Source organism: Klebsiella michiganensis, assembly GCF_015139575.1.
In the GTDB taxonomy this organism is placed as follows: Bacteria; Pseudomonadota; Gammaproteobacteria; order Enterobacterales; family Enterobacteriaceae; genus Klebsiella; species Klebsiella michiganensis.
In genome coordinates, this window is record NZ_AP022547.1 from 3,702,182 (window position 1) to 3,718,845 (window position 16,664).

15 protein-coding genes and 1 pseudogene are annotated in these 16,664 nt (G+C 61.8%); 8 read left to right on the top strand and 8 right to left on the bottom strand.

Going from position 1 to position 16,664, the window contains the following annotated elements; all coding sequences use genetic code 11:
- Positions 1-2 precede the first annotated feature (2 nt).
- Genes hpxX through hpxZ form a run of 3 tightly spaced genes read left to right on the top strand, consistent with a single transcriptional unit; the run spans position 3 to position 1,968 of the window.
- Complete coding sequence (gene hpxX / locus JLG71_RS17415) at positions 3-191, top strand: oxalurate catabolism protein HpxX (RefSeq protein WP_047725089.1); 189 nt, start codon at positions 3-5, stop codon at positions 189-191.
- Positions 188-1,585 (top strand): AtzE family amidohydrolase, encoded by a 1,398-nt coding sequence (locus JLG71_RS17420; RefSeq protein WP_064375813.1) that lies wholly within the window; start codon positions 188-190, stop codon positions 1,583-1,585. The genes hpxX and JLG71_RS17420 overlap by 4 nt, the downstream gene beginning before the upstream one ends.
- A complete protein-coding gene (gene hpxZ / locus JLG71_RS17425; protein WP_009653539.1) occupies positions 1,582-1,968 on the top strand; it encodes an oxalurate catabolism protein HpxZ in 387 nt (128 codons plus the stop codon). Before JLG71_RS17420 ends, hpxZ begins: the two co-directional genes overlap by 4 nt.
- A 129-nt stretch (positions 1,969-2,097) precedes the next feature.
- On the opposite strand, the gene puuE is transcribed toward hpxZ, so the two are convergent.
- The 3 genes and pseudogenes from puuE to JLG71_RS17440 all read right to left on the bottom strand — a co-directional run bounded on the left by puuE (position 2,098) and on the right by JLG71_RS17440 (position 4,506).
- Positions 2,098-3,030: an allantoinase PuuE gene (puuE, locus tag JLG71_RS17430; protein WP_004849698.1), complete on the bottom strand. Its 933-nt coding sequence runs from the start codon at positions 3,028-3,030 to the stop codon at positions 2,098-2,100.
- Positions 2,918-3,790 (bottom strand): annotated as a pseudogene (locus tag JLG71_RS17435) (aspartate/glutamate racemase family protein); the annotation flags it as partial. The pseudogene JLG71_RS17435 and the gene puuE, both read right to left, overlap by 113 nt.
- Positions 3,790-4,506 carry a GntR family transcriptional regulator gene (locus tag JLG71_RS17440; RefSeq protein WP_014228762.1) on the bottom strand — a complete coding sequence of 239 codons (717 nt, stop codon included), beginning with the start codon at positions 4,504-4,506 and terminating at the stop codon, positions 3,790-3,792. The pseudogene JLG71_RS17435 and the gene JLG71_RS17440, both read right to left, overlap by 1 nt.
- Before the next feature lie 144 nt (positions 4,507-4,650).
- Between JLG71_RS17440 and JLG71_RS17445 the strand changes: the two genes are divergently transcribed.
- Together JLG71_RS17445 and guaD are read left to right on the top strand one after the other, a co-directional pair.
- Entirely contained in the window at positions 4,651-6,138 is a 1,488-nt protein-coding gene (locus JLG71_RS17445) for an NCS1 family nucleobase:cation symporter-1 (RefSeq protein WP_014228761.1), read from the top strand.
- Positions 6,139-6,247: 109 nt separating this feature from the next.
- Positions 6,248-7,567, top strand: coding sequence for a guanine deaminase (gene guaD / locus JLG71_RS17450; protein ID WP_032693409.1), 1,320 nt, complete (start codon positions 6,248-6,250; stop codon positions 7,565-7,567).
- Between the two features lie 104 nt (positions 7,568-7,671).
- Here the strand turns inward: guaD and uraH are convergent, their stop codons facing one another.
- The 3 genes from uraH to JLG71_RS17465 are packed head-to-tail and all read right to left on the bottom strand — an operon-like array spanning position 7,672 to position 9,855.
- Positions 7,672-7,998 carry a hydroxyisourate hydrolase gene (gene uraH / locus JLG71_RS17455; protein WP_014228759.1) on the bottom strand — a complete coding sequence of 109 codons (327 nt, stop codon included), beginning with the start codon at positions 7,996-7,998 and terminating at the stop codon, positions 7,672-7,674.
- Positions 7,995-8,495 (bottom strand): 2-oxo-4-hydroxy-4-carboxy-5-ureidoimidazoline decarboxylase, encoded by a 501-nt coding sequence (uraD, locus tag JLG71_RS17460; RefSeq protein ID WP_038424292.1) that lies wholly within the window; start codon positions 8,493-8,495, stop codon positions 7,995-7,997. Before uraD ends, uraH begins: the two co-directional genes overlap by 4 nt.
- A complete protein-coding gene (locus JLG71_RS17465; RefSeq protein ID WP_014228757.1) occupies positions 8,473-9,855 on the bottom strand; it encodes a nucleobase:cation symporter-2 family protein in 1,383 nt (460 codons plus the stop codon). Before JLG71_RS17465 ends, uraD begins: the two co-directional genes overlap by 23 nt.
- Positions 9,856-10,201: 346 nt before the next feature.
- Between JLG71_RS17465 and hpxO the strand changes: the two genes are divergently transcribed.
- Positions 10,202-11,356, top strand: a complete 1,155-nt coding sequence (gene hpxO / locus JLG71_RS17470; protein WP_014228756.1) for an FAD-dependent urate hydroxylase HpxO — start codon at positions 10,202-10,204, stop codon at positions 11,354-11,356.
- A 729-nt stretch (positions 11,357-12,085) separates the two neighbouring features.
- Here hpxO and JLG71_RS17475 read toward each other — a convergent pair.
- Together JLG71_RS17475 and hpxR are read right to left on the bottom strand one after the other, a co-directional pair.
- The gene (locus JLG71_RS17475; RefSeq protein ID WP_032747738.1) at positions 12,086-13,066 is read right to left on the bottom strand and encodes an IS110 family RNA-guided transposase; all 981 of its coding nucleotides are present in this window, start codon (positions 13,064-13,066) and stop codon (positions 12,086-12,088) included.
- A gap of 515 nt (positions 13,067-13,581) precedes the next feature.
- Complete coding sequence (hpxR, locus tag JLG71_RS17480; RefSeq protein ID WP_025106218.1) at positions 13,582-14,514, bottom strand: LysR family hpxDE operon transcriptional regulator HpxR; 933 nt, start codon at positions 14,512-14,514, stop codon at positions 13,582-13,584.
- Between the two features lie 125 nt (positions 14,515-14,639).
- Here hpxR and hpxD point away from each other — a divergent pair, with 125 nt between their 5' ends.
- Both hpxD and JLG71_RS17490 read left to right on the top strand, forming a co-directional pair.
- On the top strand, positions 14,640-15,677 hold the full coding sequence (hpxD, locus tag JLG71_RS17485; RefSeq protein WP_014228754.1) for a molybdenum cofactor-independent xanthine hydroxylase subunit HpxD: 1,038 nt from the start codon (positions 14,640-14,642) through the stop codon (positions 15,675-15,677).
- Between the two features lie 13 nt (positions 15,678-15,690).
- Entirely contained in the window at positions 15,691-16,659 is a 969-nt protein-coding gene (locus JLG71_RS17490) for a PDR/VanB family oxidoreductase (RefSeq protein ID WP_048263110.1), read from the top strand.
- The last annotated feature ends 5 nt before the right edge of the window (positions 16,660-16,664 follow it).

Sequence of the window (16,664 nt, forward strand, 5' to 3'; positions counted from 1 at the left end):
TGATGAACACACCGCACAACGAATGGGACGCTTACCTCACACAAATGGAACAGCTGCTGGCGCTGGAGCTGGACGATGCGCGGCGCGCAGAGCTCAGGATGCAGTTTAGCCGCATTGCCGCCATGGCCGGGCCGCTGCTGGCCTTTCCCCTCGACGATCGCGTCGAAATCGCCGGAGTCTATAAAGCATGAAGCTACCTGAAATGACGATTCACGAAATCCAGCGCGCGCTGGCCACCGGCGAGCTCAGCGCCAAAGAGATCGCCCGCCACACCCTGGAGAACATCGCCCGCGTTAACCCGCAGATCAACGCCTGGACCCACGTCAGCGAAAAGCGCATGCTCGCTGAGGCGGAGAATATCGATACCCTGCGGCGGGAAAAAAAGCCCCTGCCCGCGCTGGCAGGCGTTCCCTACGCGGTGAAAAATCTGTTCGATGTCGCCGGCCATACCACCCTTGCCGGGGCGCAGCTGCTGAGCGATCGCCCCGCCGCCGCCGCCGACAGCTGGGCGGTGCGCCAGCTGCATAGCGCGGGCGCGCTGCTCTCCGGGATGCTGAATATGGATGCCTACGCCTACGGTTTTACCACCGAGAACAGCCACTACGGGGCGACGCGTAACCCGCACGATCTTTCGCGGATTGCAGGCGGCTCCTCGGGCGGGTCGGCGGCGGCGGTGGCCGCCGGGCTGGTGAATTTCTCGCTGGGCAGCGATACCAACGGCTCCATTCGCGTCCCGGCCTCGCTGTGCGGGATCTTCGGCCTCAAGCCGACCTTTGGCCGTTTATCGCGCTCCGGCAGCCATCCTTTCGTCGCCAGCCTCGACCATATCGGTCCGTTTGCCCGCTGCGTCAGCGACCTTTCCGCGGTTTACGATGCCCTGCAGGGTCGCGATCCGGGCGATGGTTTTCAGGCCGACAAGGCCAGCGAGCGCACGGCTAATCTGCTGTCGCGCGGTCTCGAAGGCCTGCGCTGCGCCACGCTCGGCGGTTATTTTACGACATGGTGCGATAACGACGCCCGTGCGGCCGTCGCTCGCGTCGCCGGGGCGCTGGCGGCGCATGAGGCTGTGATTTTCCCGGAGGCGGAGCTGGCCCGCTCGGCGGCGTTTATTATCAGCGCCGCCGAGGGCGGAAATCAGTACCTGCCCGCGCTGCGTAGCCAGCCCGAACGTTTTGAGCCGAACTCCCGCGAGCGCCTGCTGGCGGGCGCGATGATCCCGTCGGCCTGGTATCTTCAGGCCCAGCGCTTCCGCCGCCACGCGCAGCAGGCGTTTAAAGCCCTGTTCGCCCATGCGGATGTGCTGATCGCCCCGGCCACGCCGTGCAGCGCGACGCTCATCGGCGCGCAGACCATGGAGATTAACGGCCAGCCGCTGCCGATTCGCGCCAGCATGGGGATGCTGACCCAGCCCATCTCCTTCCTTGGCCTGCCGGTGGTCACCGTGCCGCTGCGTACGGCGAACGGTCAGCCGATTGGCCTGCAGCTGATTGCCGCGCCTTTTAATGAACAAGCCTGTCTGCGCGCGGCGCGGGCGCTGGAAGAGATGGGCATTACCGACGCCCGCCCGGTGGAGATAGCAGCATGATGACGCAAGAGCAGATTAATCGCCCGTTGGTTCTCGCCGAGGTGACGGCGGCGTTTTACCGCTATGAGGAAGCGCTGGTGAGCAACGATATCGCGGTACTGGATGAGCTGTTCTGGCACGATAAGCGCACGGTGCGGCTGGGGGCCGGGGAAAATCTCTACGGTATCGACGAAATCCGCGCCTTTCGCGCCGCCCGCCCGGCCGCCGGCCTGCAGCGCGCGCTGCGGCACACCACCATCACCACCTTCGGCGAGGATTACGCGGTGTGCAGCACCGAATTCACCCGCGAAGGCAGCGAACGCATTGGCCGACAGCAGCAAACCTGGGTGCGCTTCCCCTGCGGCTGGCGCATCGTCGCCGCCCAGGTGAGTTTGATGAGTTAAGCCCCGCGCCTTTCCCGGTATCCCCCGGGTTGCGCTGCGCTTACCCGGGCTACGGGTCCTACCGGATTGCGGCCGTTTGCAGAGCTGTAGCCCGGGTAAGCCGCTTGCGGCGCGACCCGGGGAACGCCTTTACCCCCGGAACGGATGAACGTCGCGCCAGTGGTCGGCAATCTGCTGACGAGTGCAGACCCAAACCTGGTCGTGCTGCTGCACATAATCAAGGAAACGCTGCAGCGCGCGGAAGCGGCCCGGGCGCCCCAGCAGGCGGCAGTGCATCCCGATGGACATCATCTTCGGCGCGCTGGCCCCCTCGGCGTACAGCACATCGAAGCTGTCTTTCAAATAGGTGTAAAACTGCTCGGCGGTATTGAACCCCTGGGCGGTGGCAAAGCGCATATCGTTGGCGTCGAGGGTATAAGGTACGATCAGGTGCGGCTTACGCGTCCCGTCGCCGCAGGCCACCTCGCTCCAGAACGGCAGATCGTCGCCATAATAGTCGCTGTCGTAATCAAAACCGCCGTGCTCCACCACCAACTGGCGGGTATGGGGACTATCGCGCCCGGTATACCAGCCGGTGGGCGGTTTGCCAAACAGATCGGTTAACACCTGCACGGCTTTATGAAGATGCTCCCGCTCCTGCTCGATAGGCATATTCTGGTAGTGGATCCAGCGCCAGCCGTGGCTGACCACGTCATAGTTCGCCGACTTAATCGCCTCGACCACCTCGGGATGACGCGCCAGCGCCATGGCGACGCCAAACACGGTCAGCGGCAGTCCCCGCTGGCTGAACTCATTATGGATGCGCCAGAAACCGGCGCGGCTGCCGTACTCATACAGCGAATCCATCGACATATGCCGGTCAGGATAGCTGGCGGCGCCGATAATATCGGACAGAAACTGCTCAGAACCGGCATCGCCGTGCAGCACGTGGTTTTCCGAGCCCTCTTCGTAGTTCAGAACAAACTGCACGGCGATGCGCGCATTGTTCGGCCACCGCGCGTGCGGCGGCTGTCCACCGTAGCCGCGCAGGTCGCGCGGGTAATCGTCTGCCAAAAATGCCATCTGCTACCTCTTCATATTAAAAGGGATTTAATGCCTGAAATTTGCCGCTCAACGCCTTGGCTTCCGGAAACCCTAAATCGCCCTGCTTGCTGGTCGACAGGCCTAACGCCACCAGCGACTCAACCATTTTGACCGCCGCGCTGACGCCATCGATCACCGGCACGCGCAGCTCGCGGGTCAGCTCCTGGGCCAGCGTCGCCATCCCGCCGCAGCCCAGCACGATAGCCCCGCAGCCGTCCTCTTTTAGCGACTGGATACAGCGCGCTCGTACTTTCTCCTGCGCCAGACCGCTGCCGTCCTCCAGCGCCAGCACCGGTAAATCAATGGCGTGCAGGGCGGCGCAGTGGTCATGAAAACCATACTGGTGCAGCAGATGACGGGCGATGATCAGGGTGCGCGGCAGCGTGGTCACGATGGAAAAACGGGTGGCCACCAGCGTCGCCATATGCATCGCCGCTTCGGCAATCCCCACCACCGGCCCCTGCGCCAGCTCGCGCGCCGCCAGCAGCCCGGGGTCGCCAAAACAGGCGATCACGTGCCCGTCTACCCCCTGTTGACGACCGGCTTTGATCTGCTCCAGCACGCCCACGGCGGCGATGGCTTCATCAAAGTGGCCCTCTATCGACGGCACGCCCTCGCGGGGGCAGACCGCCAGAATCTCGGTTCCCGGCGCGGCAGCCGCCCGCGCGGCGGCGCCGATGGTTTCCGTCATAGCCAGGCTGGTGTTGGGGTTGATGACTTGTATACAAACAGCGGCCATTACGGCTCCTTATAGCCGGCAAACAGCCGGGCAAAATCGGGCAGAGTCACGCCAGAGCGCTCAAAACAGAGGCTGGCGACAATATGTTCAAAATGGTGGCTTAAGGCGTCGCTCAGGGGCTGGAGCGCCTTGTCGCGCAGCAGCTGGACAAGCTGTTCGTGATCGTCGCAGCGGCAGCCCTGACGCCACGGCGATCCCCACGCCGCGATAACCAAGGATGAACGCTGGCTCAGGCGGGTCACCATCTCGGTGAGCACCTGATTGCCGGAGATCGCCTGCAGCTGGATATGAAACTCGGCCGAATAGCGGATCGCCGCCGGGCCGTCATAGCGTTCATGCGCCTGTTGCTCCTGACGGATAATGGCCTCCAGCGCCGCCAGGTGCGGCGGCTGGCAGCGGGTCAGCACATCCGGCAGGTTGGCCACCTCCAGCAGCGCGCGGGTACGGAAGATCGCCTGCGCCTCTTCGACCGTTGGGCTGGCGACCTGTGCACCACGTTTGGGCGTCAGGGCGACCATTTGCACAGTCGCGAGTCGTTGCAGCACTTTTCTGATCCCGGTGCGGCTTACGCCAAACACCTCCGCCAGCGCCTCCTCCGGCAGTTTGCTCCCCGGCGGCAGCTGATGCTCGACGATCGCGGTCATCAGCGCCTGATAGATGGATTCGTCTTTATCCTGCAGTTCTGGCGCGGCCTGCAGACGATGTTGGTTGCTCATTAACCACTCCGACTTTCACTTTTTGATATCGAATCGTATACATAAAATTTAATTCTTGCATACAAAATTAACTGTTTTGGCCTGATTCCTGCAACAGCCTCGGCAATCCATTTAAACGGGTGTTCATTTACAGGAGCAGGTTTCATGCCAAATCAACAAAATACGCATCAGGTTAAGGCCGCTGATCCCCACGCTGGATACAGCCCACGGCTTTGCAATGAGGATCTGGCGCCAACGCGCGACCAGAACTGGAGCTGGTACAACATCTTTTCTTTCTGGATGTCGGACGTGCACAGCATGGGAGGCTACGTGGTGGCGGCAAGCTTCTTTACCCTTGGTCTTGCGAGCTGGCAGGTGCTGCTGTGCCTGCTGGTGGGGATTTGCATCGTTCAGCTGTGCGCTAACCTGGTGGCGAAGCCCAGCCAGATGGCGGGGGTGCCCTACGCGGTCATTTGCCGTCAGGCGTTTGGCGTCTTTGGGGCCAATATTCCGGCGGTGATCCGCGGGCTTATCGCCTTCGCGTGGTACGGCATTCAGACCTATCTCGCCGCCAACGCGCTGATGCTGGTGCTGCTGAAGTTCTGGCCCTCGCTGTCGACGCTCACCGCTTCCAGCTTCCTTGGCCTGTCGCATCTGGGCTGGCTCTGCTTCGCCACCATGTGGCTGCTGCAGGCGATGGTGTTCTGGCACGGGATGAACGCCATCAAGCGCTTTATCGATATCGCCGGCCCGGCGGTCTACGTGGTGATGCTGGCGCTGGCGGGATGGATTGTATACAAAACCGGTTTTGACGGGATCTCCTTTACCCTCGCCAGCAAATCGCTGAGCGCCGGGGAGCAGACCTGGCAGATGATCACCGCCACCGCGCTGGTGGTCTCCTACTTCTCCGGCCCGCTGCTCAACTTTGGCGATTTCTCGCGCTACGGCAAAAGCATGGGTGAGATCCGCCGCGGCAACCGCTGGGGCCTGCCGTTTAACTTCCTGCTGTTCTCCATCGTGACCGTGGTGATTGTCTCCGGCACGCAGTCGCTGTTTGGCCGCATGATCACCGACCCGATTGAGACCGTGAGCCGCGTGGGTAACGACCTGGCGGTCGCCATTGGCCTGCTGACCATGATCACCGCCACCATCGGGATTAATATCGTGGCCAACTTTGTCTCTCCGGCGTTCGATTTCTCTAACTGCTCGCCGCAGAAAATCAGCTTCCGCACCGGCGGGATGATTGCCGCCGTGGGATCGATTTTGCTGACGCCGTGGAACCTGTTTAACTCGCCGGAGCTGATCCACTACACCCTCGACGTGCTGGGGGCGTTTATCGGCCCGCTGTTCGGTATCCTGATCGTGGACTTCTACATCATTAAACGCGGCAAGGTTTCCGTTAACGATCTGTTCGACGACACGCCAAAAGGCCAGTACTGGTACCGCAACGGCTTTAACCCGAAAGCGATCGCCGCCCTGGTGCCCTCCGTCGCGATTGGTCTGGTCATCAGCTTTATTCCGGCCCTGCACGAAGTGGCTAACTTTAGCTGGTTTATCGGCGTCTTCCTGAGCGGCGCGGCCTACCGCTGGATCGCCCGCGACGAGCGCGTCGGCGCCACCGCCGGCTTCAGCGCCCTCGCCCAGAAAGAGTAACCCGGCCTTCCCGCCGCGGCGTCACGTCGCGGCGGCTCTCCGCCTGCGCAAACTGGCATTAATCTTGCTCAATCAACCTATCCTTTCGCTAACCCACAGGGCAGCTATGATGATGGACTACCATGCCGCAGTTCGCGGCGCATTTTTCGATATCGCCGGGGTTGCCGAGAGCGCCGACGATATCGCCCGCCAGGCGCGCTATCTCGAGGATGGCGTGCTGTTTCTTCGCGACGGACGCATTCAGGCGCTGCTGCCGTGGCAGGAGGGCGAACGCTTTCTGCACCCGCAGAAGGGCTATCGCGACCTGCGCGGTAAGCTACTGCTGCCGGGGTTTGTCGATGCCCACGTCCACTATCCGCAAACCGAGATGATCGGCGCATTTGGCGAGCAGCTGCTGGAGTGGCTCACCACTTATACCTTTCCGGTGGAGAGCCAGTTTGCCGATGCCGACTACGCCGCGGAGATCGCGCAGTTTTTTGTCAACCAGCTGCTGAGCCACGGCACCACCACCGCACTGGTTTTTTGTACGCTGCATCCGCAATCGGTGGATGCCCTGTTTAACGAAGCGCTGCGCCTGAATATGCGCCTGCTCGCCGGCAAAGTGATGATGGATCGCCACGCGCCGGACTACCTGAGCGAAAGCGCGGAGCAGAGCTACCGGCAAACTCGCGAACTGATTGAACGCTGGCACCGGCGCGGCCGCCTCGGCTATGCCATTACGCCGCGCTTCGCGCCGACCTCAACGCCGGAGCTGCTGGCCGCGGTGCGGCAGCTGCGGGAAGAGTTTCCCGATACCTGGCTGCATACCCATTTGAGCGAAAACCTCAACGAAGTGGCCTGGGTAAAAAGCCTGTGGCCGGAGCATGAGCACTATCTTGACGTCTACCATCACTATCGGCTGACCGGCGAGCGCAGCGTGTTTGCCCACGGCATTCACCTGGCGGACGCCGAGTGGCAGTGCCTGCACGAGACCGGTTCAGCGCTGGCCTTCTGCCCGACGTCAAACCTGTTTCTCGGCAGCGGGCTGTTTCGTTTACCGGCCTGCTGGCAGAACAAAGTGCGCATGGGCATCGGTAGCGATGTTGGCGCGGGCACAACGTTCAGTATGCTGCGCACCCTCGGCGAGGCGTATAAGGTCAGCCAGCTGCAAAGCTATCGCCTGCGCGCCAGCGAAGCCTTCTACCATGCGACCCTTGGCGGCGCGCGCGCGCTGCGCCTTGACGAGAAGATTGGCAATTTCCAGCCCGGCAAAGAGGCCGATTTCGTGGTTATCGACCCGGCGGTCACGCCGCTGCAAAGGTTACGCAGCGGGCGCTGCAAAGATATCTATGAACAGCTGTTCGTGCTGATGACCCTGGGCGATGAACGTAATATCAGCGAGACGTGGGTAAACGGCGAGCGCGTGTGGGGGGATGCGGCTGCGCAGTAGTCCCTTTCCCGGAGGCGGCACGTTGTGCCTGTCCGGGCTACCAGACCACAGACAGCGCCGAACTCATAGCCCGGACAGGCGCGCAGCGCCGCCTCCGGGGAAATTTAGCTGCCGCGATAGGTAGACCAGCCGCCGGGGGAAATTAAAAACGGTAAATGATAGTGCTCGCCAGCCGCTTCGCGGATGACGAAATCAATCTGCGCGCTCAGGTAGAGCGTCTCGCGCCCGCTGGCGGCAAACCACTCGCCGATTTCCGCGCACAACCGGTAACGCCCCGGTGCCAGCGTCCCGGCGCCGAGTTCGCCAATGCGGCCGTTATCATCGGTGACGCCGCGGGCAACCAGCGCGCCTTCGCGCTCCAGCGCAATCTTTACGCCCTGCGCCGGCCGGCCGGTGGAAATATCCAGAATATGGGTGCTTAAGGTACTCATTCGCCAATCGCTCCTTCCAGTCTTAATAGGGTGATTTCGCGCAGCTGCGCTAACGCGTCCTCGACTTCTGCGCGCTCGCTGTTTTGCAGGCGACGCGACAGCGCCGCCAGGATTTCATCCCCGCTGCGCCCTTTCGCGCGAATCAAAAAGACCCGGCCAAATCGCGCTTCGTAGCGGGCGTTGCCCTCTTTCAGCGCCTGCGCCAGCGCAGCATCGCGGTCATCAACGCTTCCCTGTTCCTGACGCGAGAGCGCCGCGTGCGCCTGAGACCCGGCGGGCTTTTCGCCGATACGCGGATGGGCGCTTAGCGCCTCGGTCAGCTCCGCTTCGCCCCACGCCGCCATCAGCCGCCGGGCGGCGCTGAGTAAATCAGCGCGGCTGCGCCAGGGCCGGCCGGCGGCCAGCGCCGCCGCCCAGCCGGAGATGGCCACGCAGGGTTCCAGCACGGCGACGGCATGTTCGCCGCTCAGCTGATTAAAGTGATTCAGCGCGATCATCGGTGCTCCTTGTGGCCGCCGCCGCGGCCGGTTTCTCTTCCGGAATAATCAGATTCAGGACAATCGCCACCAGCCCGCCGCTGGTCGCCGCGGAACCGAACAGGTTACCCACGATCGGCGGGAAGTGGGTCAGAAACGCCGGAACCGCTTCAATGCCGAGACCAAAACCGAAGGCCAGGCCAACGATCAGCATATCGCGACGGGTTAGCGGTTTCTGGGTGATAATGCGGATCCCCGCCGCCACAACGCAGCCAAACATCACCATCGTCGCGCCGCCCAGCACCGGCGCCGGAATCTGGCGCAGTATCTCGCCGAACGGCGGAAACAGGCCCAGCAGAATCAAAATCACCCCGATGTAGCGGCCAACGTAGCGGCTGGCGACGCCGGTCATCTGAATCACGCCGTTGTTTTGCGCAAAGGTGGTATTGGGGAACGCGCACAGCATCGCCGCCACCATGCAGCTTATGCCATCGGCAAGAATGCCGCCTTTCAGCCGCGAACGAAAGGCCTCGTCATCTATCGACTGCTGAGAGATCAGGCAATTGGCCGTCAGATCGCCTACCGCCTCAAGAATGCAGACCAGCGACACCAGCGCAATCGGCAGAAAAATCGCGCTGTTAAACTGAAAACCAAACGGGAACAGCTGCGGTAAGCGGAACCAGACATCGCCGACGCCTTTAAGCTGGAACGATCCGCTCAGCGCCGCCGCCGCGCAGCCGACGGCAATCCCCACTACCACCGAAGAGAGACGCAGCCAGCGGTTTTTCGCACAGCTCAGCAGGACGATGGTCCCCAGCGTGCCCGCGCCGAGGGCGATATTGCTCATGCTGGCAAACGCTTTAGCCTGCTCGCCGCCGCACCAGTTAATGACGCTGACTTTAATCAGGCTAATGCCGATCAGCGCAATCACGCTGCCGGTAATCACCGGAGTAAAAATGCGCTTCAGCGGTTCAATAAAGCGGCTGACGAGACAGGGCACCAGCGCGGCAACAACGTTGACGCCAAACAGCATGGCCATAATATCCTGCGGCGTGCCGCCCTGCCCTTTTACCCACATACCGCCGGCAATGGCGACGCCGAGGAACGCAAAGCTGGTTCCCTGCATACAGATCATGCCCGCGCCGATCCCCCACAGGCGGTTGGATTGCAGGAAGGTCCCGATGCCGGAAGCCAGCAGGGACATGCTGATCAAATAGGGCAGCCACTCCCCCAGCCCCAGCGCCGCGCCGATAATCAGCGGCGGCGTAATAATGCCTACCAGCCCGGCGAGTACGTGCTGTAAGGCGCTAAAAAAAGCCGGGAGCGGCGGGATCCGCTGCTCAAGGCCGTACAGTAAGCCGCCGTTTTTTTCATCTGACATGGTCGTTTCATCCCGTTGCGAATAAGCGTGCGGGAACGGGTGCACAAAACAGGCCAAACTCGCTCACATTTGCGCAACATTTAATTTTATTCATTTTTTTCAATCAGATAACCCATCATTTTTGCCAGATCCCTGGCGTCTGACCTCGGCGCGACAATGAAACATTAGATTCTCAATTACAAATTAAGAAATTATTGATTCATAAAAAGGCAATAAAACCCGCTCTGCGCACCAGCGTTGTGCAACCGCACGGTCGCGGGGAGCCAGAATCGGCGAAATCAGCGCCTGCGCCAAAGTGGTACGCAAATTGCTCAAGCCAATAACGACGTATGTAAAGGAGAAGCAAATGAAAGCATTAGTTATCGGCGGCGGAATCGGCGGCCTGAGCGCGGCGGTGGCATTAAAAAATGCCGGTATCCACTGCGAAGTCTTTGAAGCGGTGAAAGAAATCAAGCCGGTGGGCGCGGCCATCTCCATCTGGCCTAACGGCGTTAAGTGCATGAAGCATTTAGGCATGGGGGATATTATCGAGAGTTACGGCGGCCCCATGTATTTTCTGGCTTACAAGGATTATCTGCGCGGGGAGACTCTGACGCAGTTCAGCCTCGCGCCGCTGGTGGCGCGCACCGGCGGCCGTCCCTGTCCGGTTTCCCGCGCCGAGCTGCAGCGCGAGATGCTCGACTTCTGGGGACGCGACGCCGTGCAGTTTGGTAAACGCGTCACCCGCTGCGAAGAAAACGCCGACGGGGTTCGCGTCTGGTTTACCGACGGGTCGATGGCTGAAGGCGATTTTCTGATTGCCGCCGACGGTAGCCATTCGGCGCTGCGCCCGTACGTGCTCGGCTATACCCCTGAGCGCCGCTACGCGGGCTACGTTAACTGGAACGGTCTGGTGGAAATTGATGAGGCGATTGCGCCGGGCAACCAGTGGACCACCTTCGTCGGCGAGGGGAAACGGGTGTCGCTGATGCCGGTCTCCGATGGACGGTTTTACTTTTTCTTTGATGTTCCGCTCCCGGCGGGGCTGGCCGAGGATCGCAGCACCCTGCGCGCGGATCTCAGCCGCTACTTCAGCGGCTGGTCGCCGCAGGTGCAGAAGCTGATTGCCGCCCTCGACCCGCAGACCACTAACCGCATTGAAATCCATGATATCGAGCCGTTTGAACGGCTGGTTCGCGGCAAGGTGGCGCTGCTGGGCGATGCCGGGCACAGCACCACGCCGGATATCGGCCAGGGCGGCTGCGCGGCGCTGGAGGATGCGGTGGTGCTGGGGGATCTGTTCCGCCAGAGCCGGGATATCACCGAGGTATTGCGCCAGTACGAAGCGCAGCGCTGCGACCGGGTCCGCGACCTGGTGCTGAAGGCGCGTAAACGCTGCGATGTGACCCACGGTAAAGATATGGCGCTGACGGAAGCCTGGTATCAGGAGCTGAAATCCGAAACCGGGGAGCGGATTATCAACGGTCTGTGCGAAACCATTCAGGGCGGCCCGCTGGGGTAAAGATGCTGGCATCAGCCCCCTTCCCGGCTCGCGGCGTAAACGCCTTAGCCGGGCTACCGGATCGTAGACGCCGGGGAACCCGTAGCCCCGGTCAGCGCAGCTCGTAGCCCGGCTAAGCGCAGCGCGAGCCGGGAAGAAGCCACGCCGATGCATCACCCCGACACCGTCCCGGAGGCGGCGCTGCGCGCCTGTCCGGGCTACCGGATCGCAGATGCCGGGGAACCTGTAGCCCGGTCAGCGCAGCGCCACCGGGTAAGCAGGCCGCAGAATATTTCAGGCCGGGCCTGTTCCCGGCTCGCGGCGTAAACGCCTTAGCCGGGCTACCGGATCGTAGACGCCGGGGAACCCGTAGCCCCGGTCAGCTCGTAGCCCGGCTAAGCGCAGCGCGAGCCGGGAAGAAGCCACGCCGATGCATCACCCCGACACCGTCCCGGAGGCGGCGCTGCGCGCCTGTCCGGGCTACCGGATCGCAGATGCCGGGGAACCTGTAGCCCGGTCAGCGTAGCGCCACCGGGTAAGCAGGCCGCAGAATATTTCAGGCCGGGCCTGTTCCCGGCTCGCGGCGTAAACGCCTTAGCCGGGCTACCGGATCGTAGACGCCGGGGAACCCGTAGATACTGTGAACGCCTGCAACCATTTTTAGTTGCCGATACTTTCTCCGGCTCCCGGATGACAGGCACACCAACGACAGCACTCTCTGGTGCTGTCGTTTTTTCTCAGGGAACGTTGTTACGCTATCAACAGCTCATGCTGTGACGCATCGAACGCCTTTCCTGACTTCAGTACTCCATAAGCCACCTGCGCCAGCTTTCGCATCATCGCCCCTATGATGACTTTTGCCCGCTTTCCGCTCTCTTCCAGCCTTTTCCTGAACGCTTTTCCCCACGCCGTATGGTACAGCGCCGATAACGCTGGCATGTATAACGCCTTGCGCAGTTGAACCGGCCCCGCTTTGCTCATCCGGCTCGCCCGCATCACGCTGCTTCCCGACTCATGCTGCACCGGCGTCAGTCCTGCATACGCCGCGAACTGCCGCGCTGTACCGAACTTCAGCCTCAGGCCCGTATACGCCAGCAGAACAGCCGCTGTTTTCTCCCCGATGCCCGGGATACTGTTCAGCAGCTTCCGCCGTCGTTTCATATCCGGGTCGTTATCCGTCAGGTCTTTTATCTGTTTTTCGATACGTGCCAGCTCCGCGCTCAGACATCCCAGCAGGATGTCAATGCTGGCCAGCTGAACCTCCGGCGCGGTTTCCCGCCGGTTTTTCTCCTGCGTCTGCATCTCTGTCAGCGCCTGATGCCTTAACACCAGGGCTTTCAGTGCCCGCTCTGTCGGATGAGGGGCCTCCCAGGCTGACGGGCGTTTTTCCCGGCAGAAGTGAGCCAGCATACGGGCGTCCACTTTGTCAGTTTTACTGCGCAACCCCTCACTCTGTGCGAAAGCTTTACTGAGGGCGGGGTTGATGATGGACACGGTATACCCGGCATCACTCAGATGCGCGGCCGCGTCTTCCATGTAGGTGCTGGTGGACTCCATGCAGACATGGGCACGGTTCACGTCATGGCCGCGAAGCCAGCGGACCAGCGCTTCGTGTCCGGAGAGGGTATTGTCAAATTTTTTACAGCGATGCCGGCCATCAGGGCGAAGAATATCGACATCCAGTTTAGCTTTGGCGACATCAATACCGATGAAGTGGAGTTCATTTTCCATAGTGAAACCAACCTTGCAAATACGGGTTACCGGTGAAAGCCGGTCCATGATACTGTCCGGTTTATCACATGAGAAAGAACGGCGGTCCGGTGCAAAGGATCTACGGAACAGGCGCGAAAGCCTAAGCCCGGACACGGCATCCGGACCGCCATCAGAGAGAACTGGCCGGTTCTTTCTGACGGAGTAATCATACAAGCCCCGGTCAGCTCGTAGCCCGGCTAAGCGCAGCGCGAGCCGGGAAGAAGCCACGCCGATGCATCACCCCGACACCGTCCCGGAGGCGGCGCTGCGCGCCTGTCCGGGCTACCGGATCGCAGACGTAGGTGAACCCGTAGCCCGGTCAGCGCAGCGCCACCGGGTAAGCAGGTCGCAGAGTATTTCAGGCCGGGTCTGTTCCCGGCTCGCGGCGTAAACGCCTTAGCCGGGCTACCGGATCGCAGACGCGGGGAACTCGTAGCCCGGTCAGCGCAGCGCCACCGGGGAAGCAGGCCGCAGAGTATTTCAGGCCGGGCATATTACGCAGACGGGGGGGAAGCCGCTGTCCCGGCCTGCATCTCCTCCATCACGGCGGTCAGCTTCTGGATCGCCATCTGCGCCGGGCGGGAGAGCTGGCGCGATGGCGCGGTGCACAGGGCCAGGGTGAGCGGTCGCAGCAGCTTGTTGCGCAGCGGGACAAACGCCAGCTGCCCGAGCTTCACCTCTTCCAGCACGTCCAGACGGCTGAGAATGGTCACGCCACCGCCTTTAAGCACCAGCGATTTAATCAGCCGGATATCGTTGCAGCTGATACTGTTCGCCGGGAAAAAATCATAATGGCGATAAAGCATCGCGACCCGATCGTGGACGATTAGCGGCGCGCCGGGAACAATATGCCGCTCCTCGCTGAGCTCGCCTAGCGACAGCATCGCAGCCTGCGCCTGGGGGTGATCCGGACGCATCACCGCGCCCATCTCCAGCTCAGCAAAGGCCAGTACGCTCAGTCCGGCCTGGCCTTCAGGATCCAGAATCAGGCCGAAATCAAGATCCGCCTGCCGCACCTTCTGGCTGACGGTATGGCTATCCGCGACCTGCAAATTCAGCTCGAGCCACTGCCAGCTGCCGATAATCTCCGCCAGCGCGGCGGCAAAGCTCCCTTCCGCCAGCGCCTGCACCATGCCAAGGCTAACGGTGCCGCGCTTTAGCCCCTGCAGCTCATCAAACTTTTGCCGCGTCAGATGAAACTCCTTTTGCCAGCGCAGCAGATTGTCGTACAGCAGCTCTCCGGCGGTGGTCATGCGCAGCCCTTCCGGCAGGCGTTCGAACAGCGGCGTGCCGAAGGCCTCTTCCGCCTGCAAGATTTGCCGGTTGATGGCCGAGGCGGAAATATGCAGCTTTTCTGCCGCCCGCCGCAGGCTACCGCTGCGGGCGACCTCGGCAAAATAGAGGGCGAAACGTGAAAATGGGCTCATCGGTGACCTGTTCTCTTTTTTGCAACGGCTGGATGAATTCTTGCTGATGGATGTCAACACCCTAATATGACAACAATAAACTCACAACAATTAAACAAATGTTTTTGTGAGCAGGAAGAGAAGCCATGAACAGACCACAACCCACCCCACCCGCCCATTGCACCTTTGAGCCGGAGGACTGGCTGCGCCTGGCGAAATGCTGGCACCCGGTCGCCCGCGCCTGCGATATCGGCCCCGCGCCGGTAAAAGCCACCCTGCTTGATGAGCAGCTGGTGATCTATCGTATTAAGGGCCAGGTGGTGGTCGCTCGCGACGTCTGTCCCCACCGCGGCGTGCCGCTGACGCTCGGCTTTCACGATGAAGAAGGGATCGTCTGCCCGTACCACGGCCTGCGCTTCGGCGAAGATGGCCGCTGTAACCGTATCCCATCCAGCCCCGACCAGCCGGTACCGGCGAAGCTCAACCTCACCAGCTTTGCGGTTGAGGAGCGCTATGGCCTGATCTGGACCTGCCTGGCCTTCGACCCGGAGAACCCGATGCCGCTGCCGGTGATGCCGCACTGGCACGACGACGGCTTTCAGCAAATCAACTGCCCGGCCTTTGAGGTCAACGGCTTTGCGGGGCGCCAGGTCGAGGGCTTTCTGGATGTCGCCCATTTCGCCTGGATCCATACCGATACTTTCGCCGACCCGGATAACCAGGTGGTGCCGAACTATAACCCGCAGGAGACGTCGTTTGGTTTTATCGCCGATTACTGGAGTTCGGTCGGCAACTATCCCGCCAGCTCCGAGTTTCGCGCGCCGGAGGGCTTCCAGTGGCTGCGTCATTTCGAGATGCATCTGCCGTTTACCGCCACCCTGACGATTCATTTTCCCGGTGAGGCCAGGCTGGTGATTATGAACGCCGCCTCGCCGGTTTCCTCGCGGATAACCCGGATGTTCGCGCCCATCGCGCGTAATTTCGATCTGCACGTGCCGGTAGAGGATGTTCACGCCTTTAACCTGCGCGTCTTTGAGGAAGATCGCCTGATGGTGGAGACCCAGCGCCCGGAGAGACTGCCGCTGGATTTAACGCTCGAAGCGCATATCCCCGCCGATCGCAGCTCCATCGCCTATCGCCGCGGACTGAAAAAAATGGGCTTCGGCGACTTTTTCCTCGTTTAAGTGGAGAGCCATCATGAGCGATGTAGTAGAGGTTATCGTTGACGGCCTCTGGCGCCAGGGCAGCCAGAACCTCGCCGTCAGGCTGGTGGCGCGGGACGGGCGACCGCTCCCCGCCTGGCAGCCCGGCGCGCATATTGACGTTCATCTGCCGTGCGGCATTATCCGCCAGTATTCGCTGACCGGCCCGGAGGACGCAGACGACGGCTACCTGATCTGCGTGGCGCTGGAGAAAGCGTCACGCGGCGGTTCGCGCTATATTCATCAGCAGCTGCGCCCCGGCCAGACGCTGTTGATTTCTCCCCCGCGCAATCTGTTTCCCTTACGGGCGGCGGAGCGAGTGACGCTGCTGGCCGCCGGTATCGGCATTACGCCGCTGTACGCAATGGCGCTAAGGCTGGAGGCGGAGGGCGTGCCGTTTACGCTGCACTATTACCTGAAAAATCGCGCCCAGGGGGCGTTTGTCTGCGAACTACAGCGGCGATTCCGCGCCGAAAGCGTGGTGATTCACAGCTCTTGCGAAGGAGACAGCGCCCGGCAGCATTTAGCCGCCGCGCTGAACAAGACGCATACCGGATATCCGATTTATCTCTGCGGGCCAGAGGGATTTATGGCCGCCGCGCGCCGGGTCGCCATTGAACAGGGCTGGGCGGAAACGCTGATCCATAGCGAAGCCTTTCAGCCTGTCGCGATGCCCGCCGGCGCTGAGGAGGGAGAAACGTTTAGCGTGACGCTTGCGTCCTCGGGAGAGCGGTGGCCGGTGCCCCCGCATAAGACCATCGCCCAGGTGCTCCAGGAGAACGGCGTCGCCGTCCCCCTCTCCTGCGAGATGGGGATTTGCGGCGCCTGCCTGACGCCGGTTCTCGAGGGGGTTGTCGACCACCGCGACACCGTGCAGTCGGAGGCGGAGAAATCCGCCGGCGCGCAGCAGATCGCCCTGTGCTGCTCCCGCAGCCGGTCGGCGAATCTGTGCATTGATTTATAGCCCGT

Excerpts from the sequence above, each read along its gene's own strand:
- JLG71_RS17490 (WP_048263110.1), top strand. The coding sequence starts at position 15,691 with ATGAGCGATGTAGTAGAGGTTATCGTTGACGGCCTCTGGCGCCAGGGC.
- JLG71_RS17465 (WP_014228757.1), bottom strand. The coding sequence starts at position 9,855 with ATGTCAGATGAAAAAAACGGCGGCTTACTGTACGGCCTTGAGCAGCGG.
- uraD (WP_038424292.1), bottom strand. The coding sequence starts at position 8,495 with ATGATCGCGCTGAATCACTTTAATCAGCTGAGCGGCGAACATGCCGTC.
- hpxX (WP_047725089.1), top strand. The coding sequence starts at position 3 with ATGAACACACCGCACAACGAATGGGACGCTTACCTCACACAAATGGAA.
- puuE (WP_004849698.1), bottom strand. The coding sequence starts at position 3,030 with ATGGCATTTTTGGCAGACGATTACCCGCGCGACCTGCGCGGCTACGGT.
- guaD (WP_032693409.1), top strand. The coding sequence starts at position 6,248 with ATGATGGACTACCATGCCGCAGTTCGCGGCGCATTTTTCGATATCGCC.
- uraH (WP_014228759.1), bottom strand. The coding sequence starts at position 7,998 with ATGAGTACCTTAAGCACCCATATTCTGGATATTTCCACCGGCCGGCCG.
- hpxZ (WP_009653539.1), top strand. The coding sequence starts at position 1,582 with ATGATGACGCAAGAGCAGATTAATCGCCCGTTGGTTCTCGCCGAGGTG.
- JLG71_RS17420 (WP_064375813.1), top strand. The coding sequence starts at position 188 with ATGAAGCTACCTGAAATGACGATTCACGAAATCCAGCGCGCGCTGGCC.
- JLG71_RS17475 (WP_032747738.1), bottom strand. The coding sequence starts at position 13,066 with ATGGAAAATGAACTCCACTTCATCGGTATTGATGTCGCCAAAGCTAAA.
- hpxR (WP_025106218.1), bottom strand. The coding sequence starts at position 14,514 with ATGAGCCCATTTTCACGTTTCGCCCTCTATTTTGCCGAGGTCGCCCGC.
- hpxO (WP_014228756.1), top strand. The coding sequence starts at position 10,202 with ATGAAAGCATTAGTTATCGGCGGCGGAATCGGCGGCCTGAGCGCGGCG.
- JLG71_RS17445 (WP_014228761.1), top strand. The coding sequence starts at position 4,651 with ATGCCAAATCAACAAAATACGCATCAGGTTAAGGCCGCTGATCCCCAC.
- hpxD (WP_014228754.1), top strand. The coding sequence starts at position 14,640 with ATGAACAGACCACAACCCACCCCACCCGCCCATTGCACCTTTGAGCCG.
- JLG71_RS17440 (WP_014228762.1), bottom strand. The coding sequence starts at position 4,506 with ATGAGCAACCAACATCGTCTGCAGGCCGCGCCAGAACTGCAGGATAAA.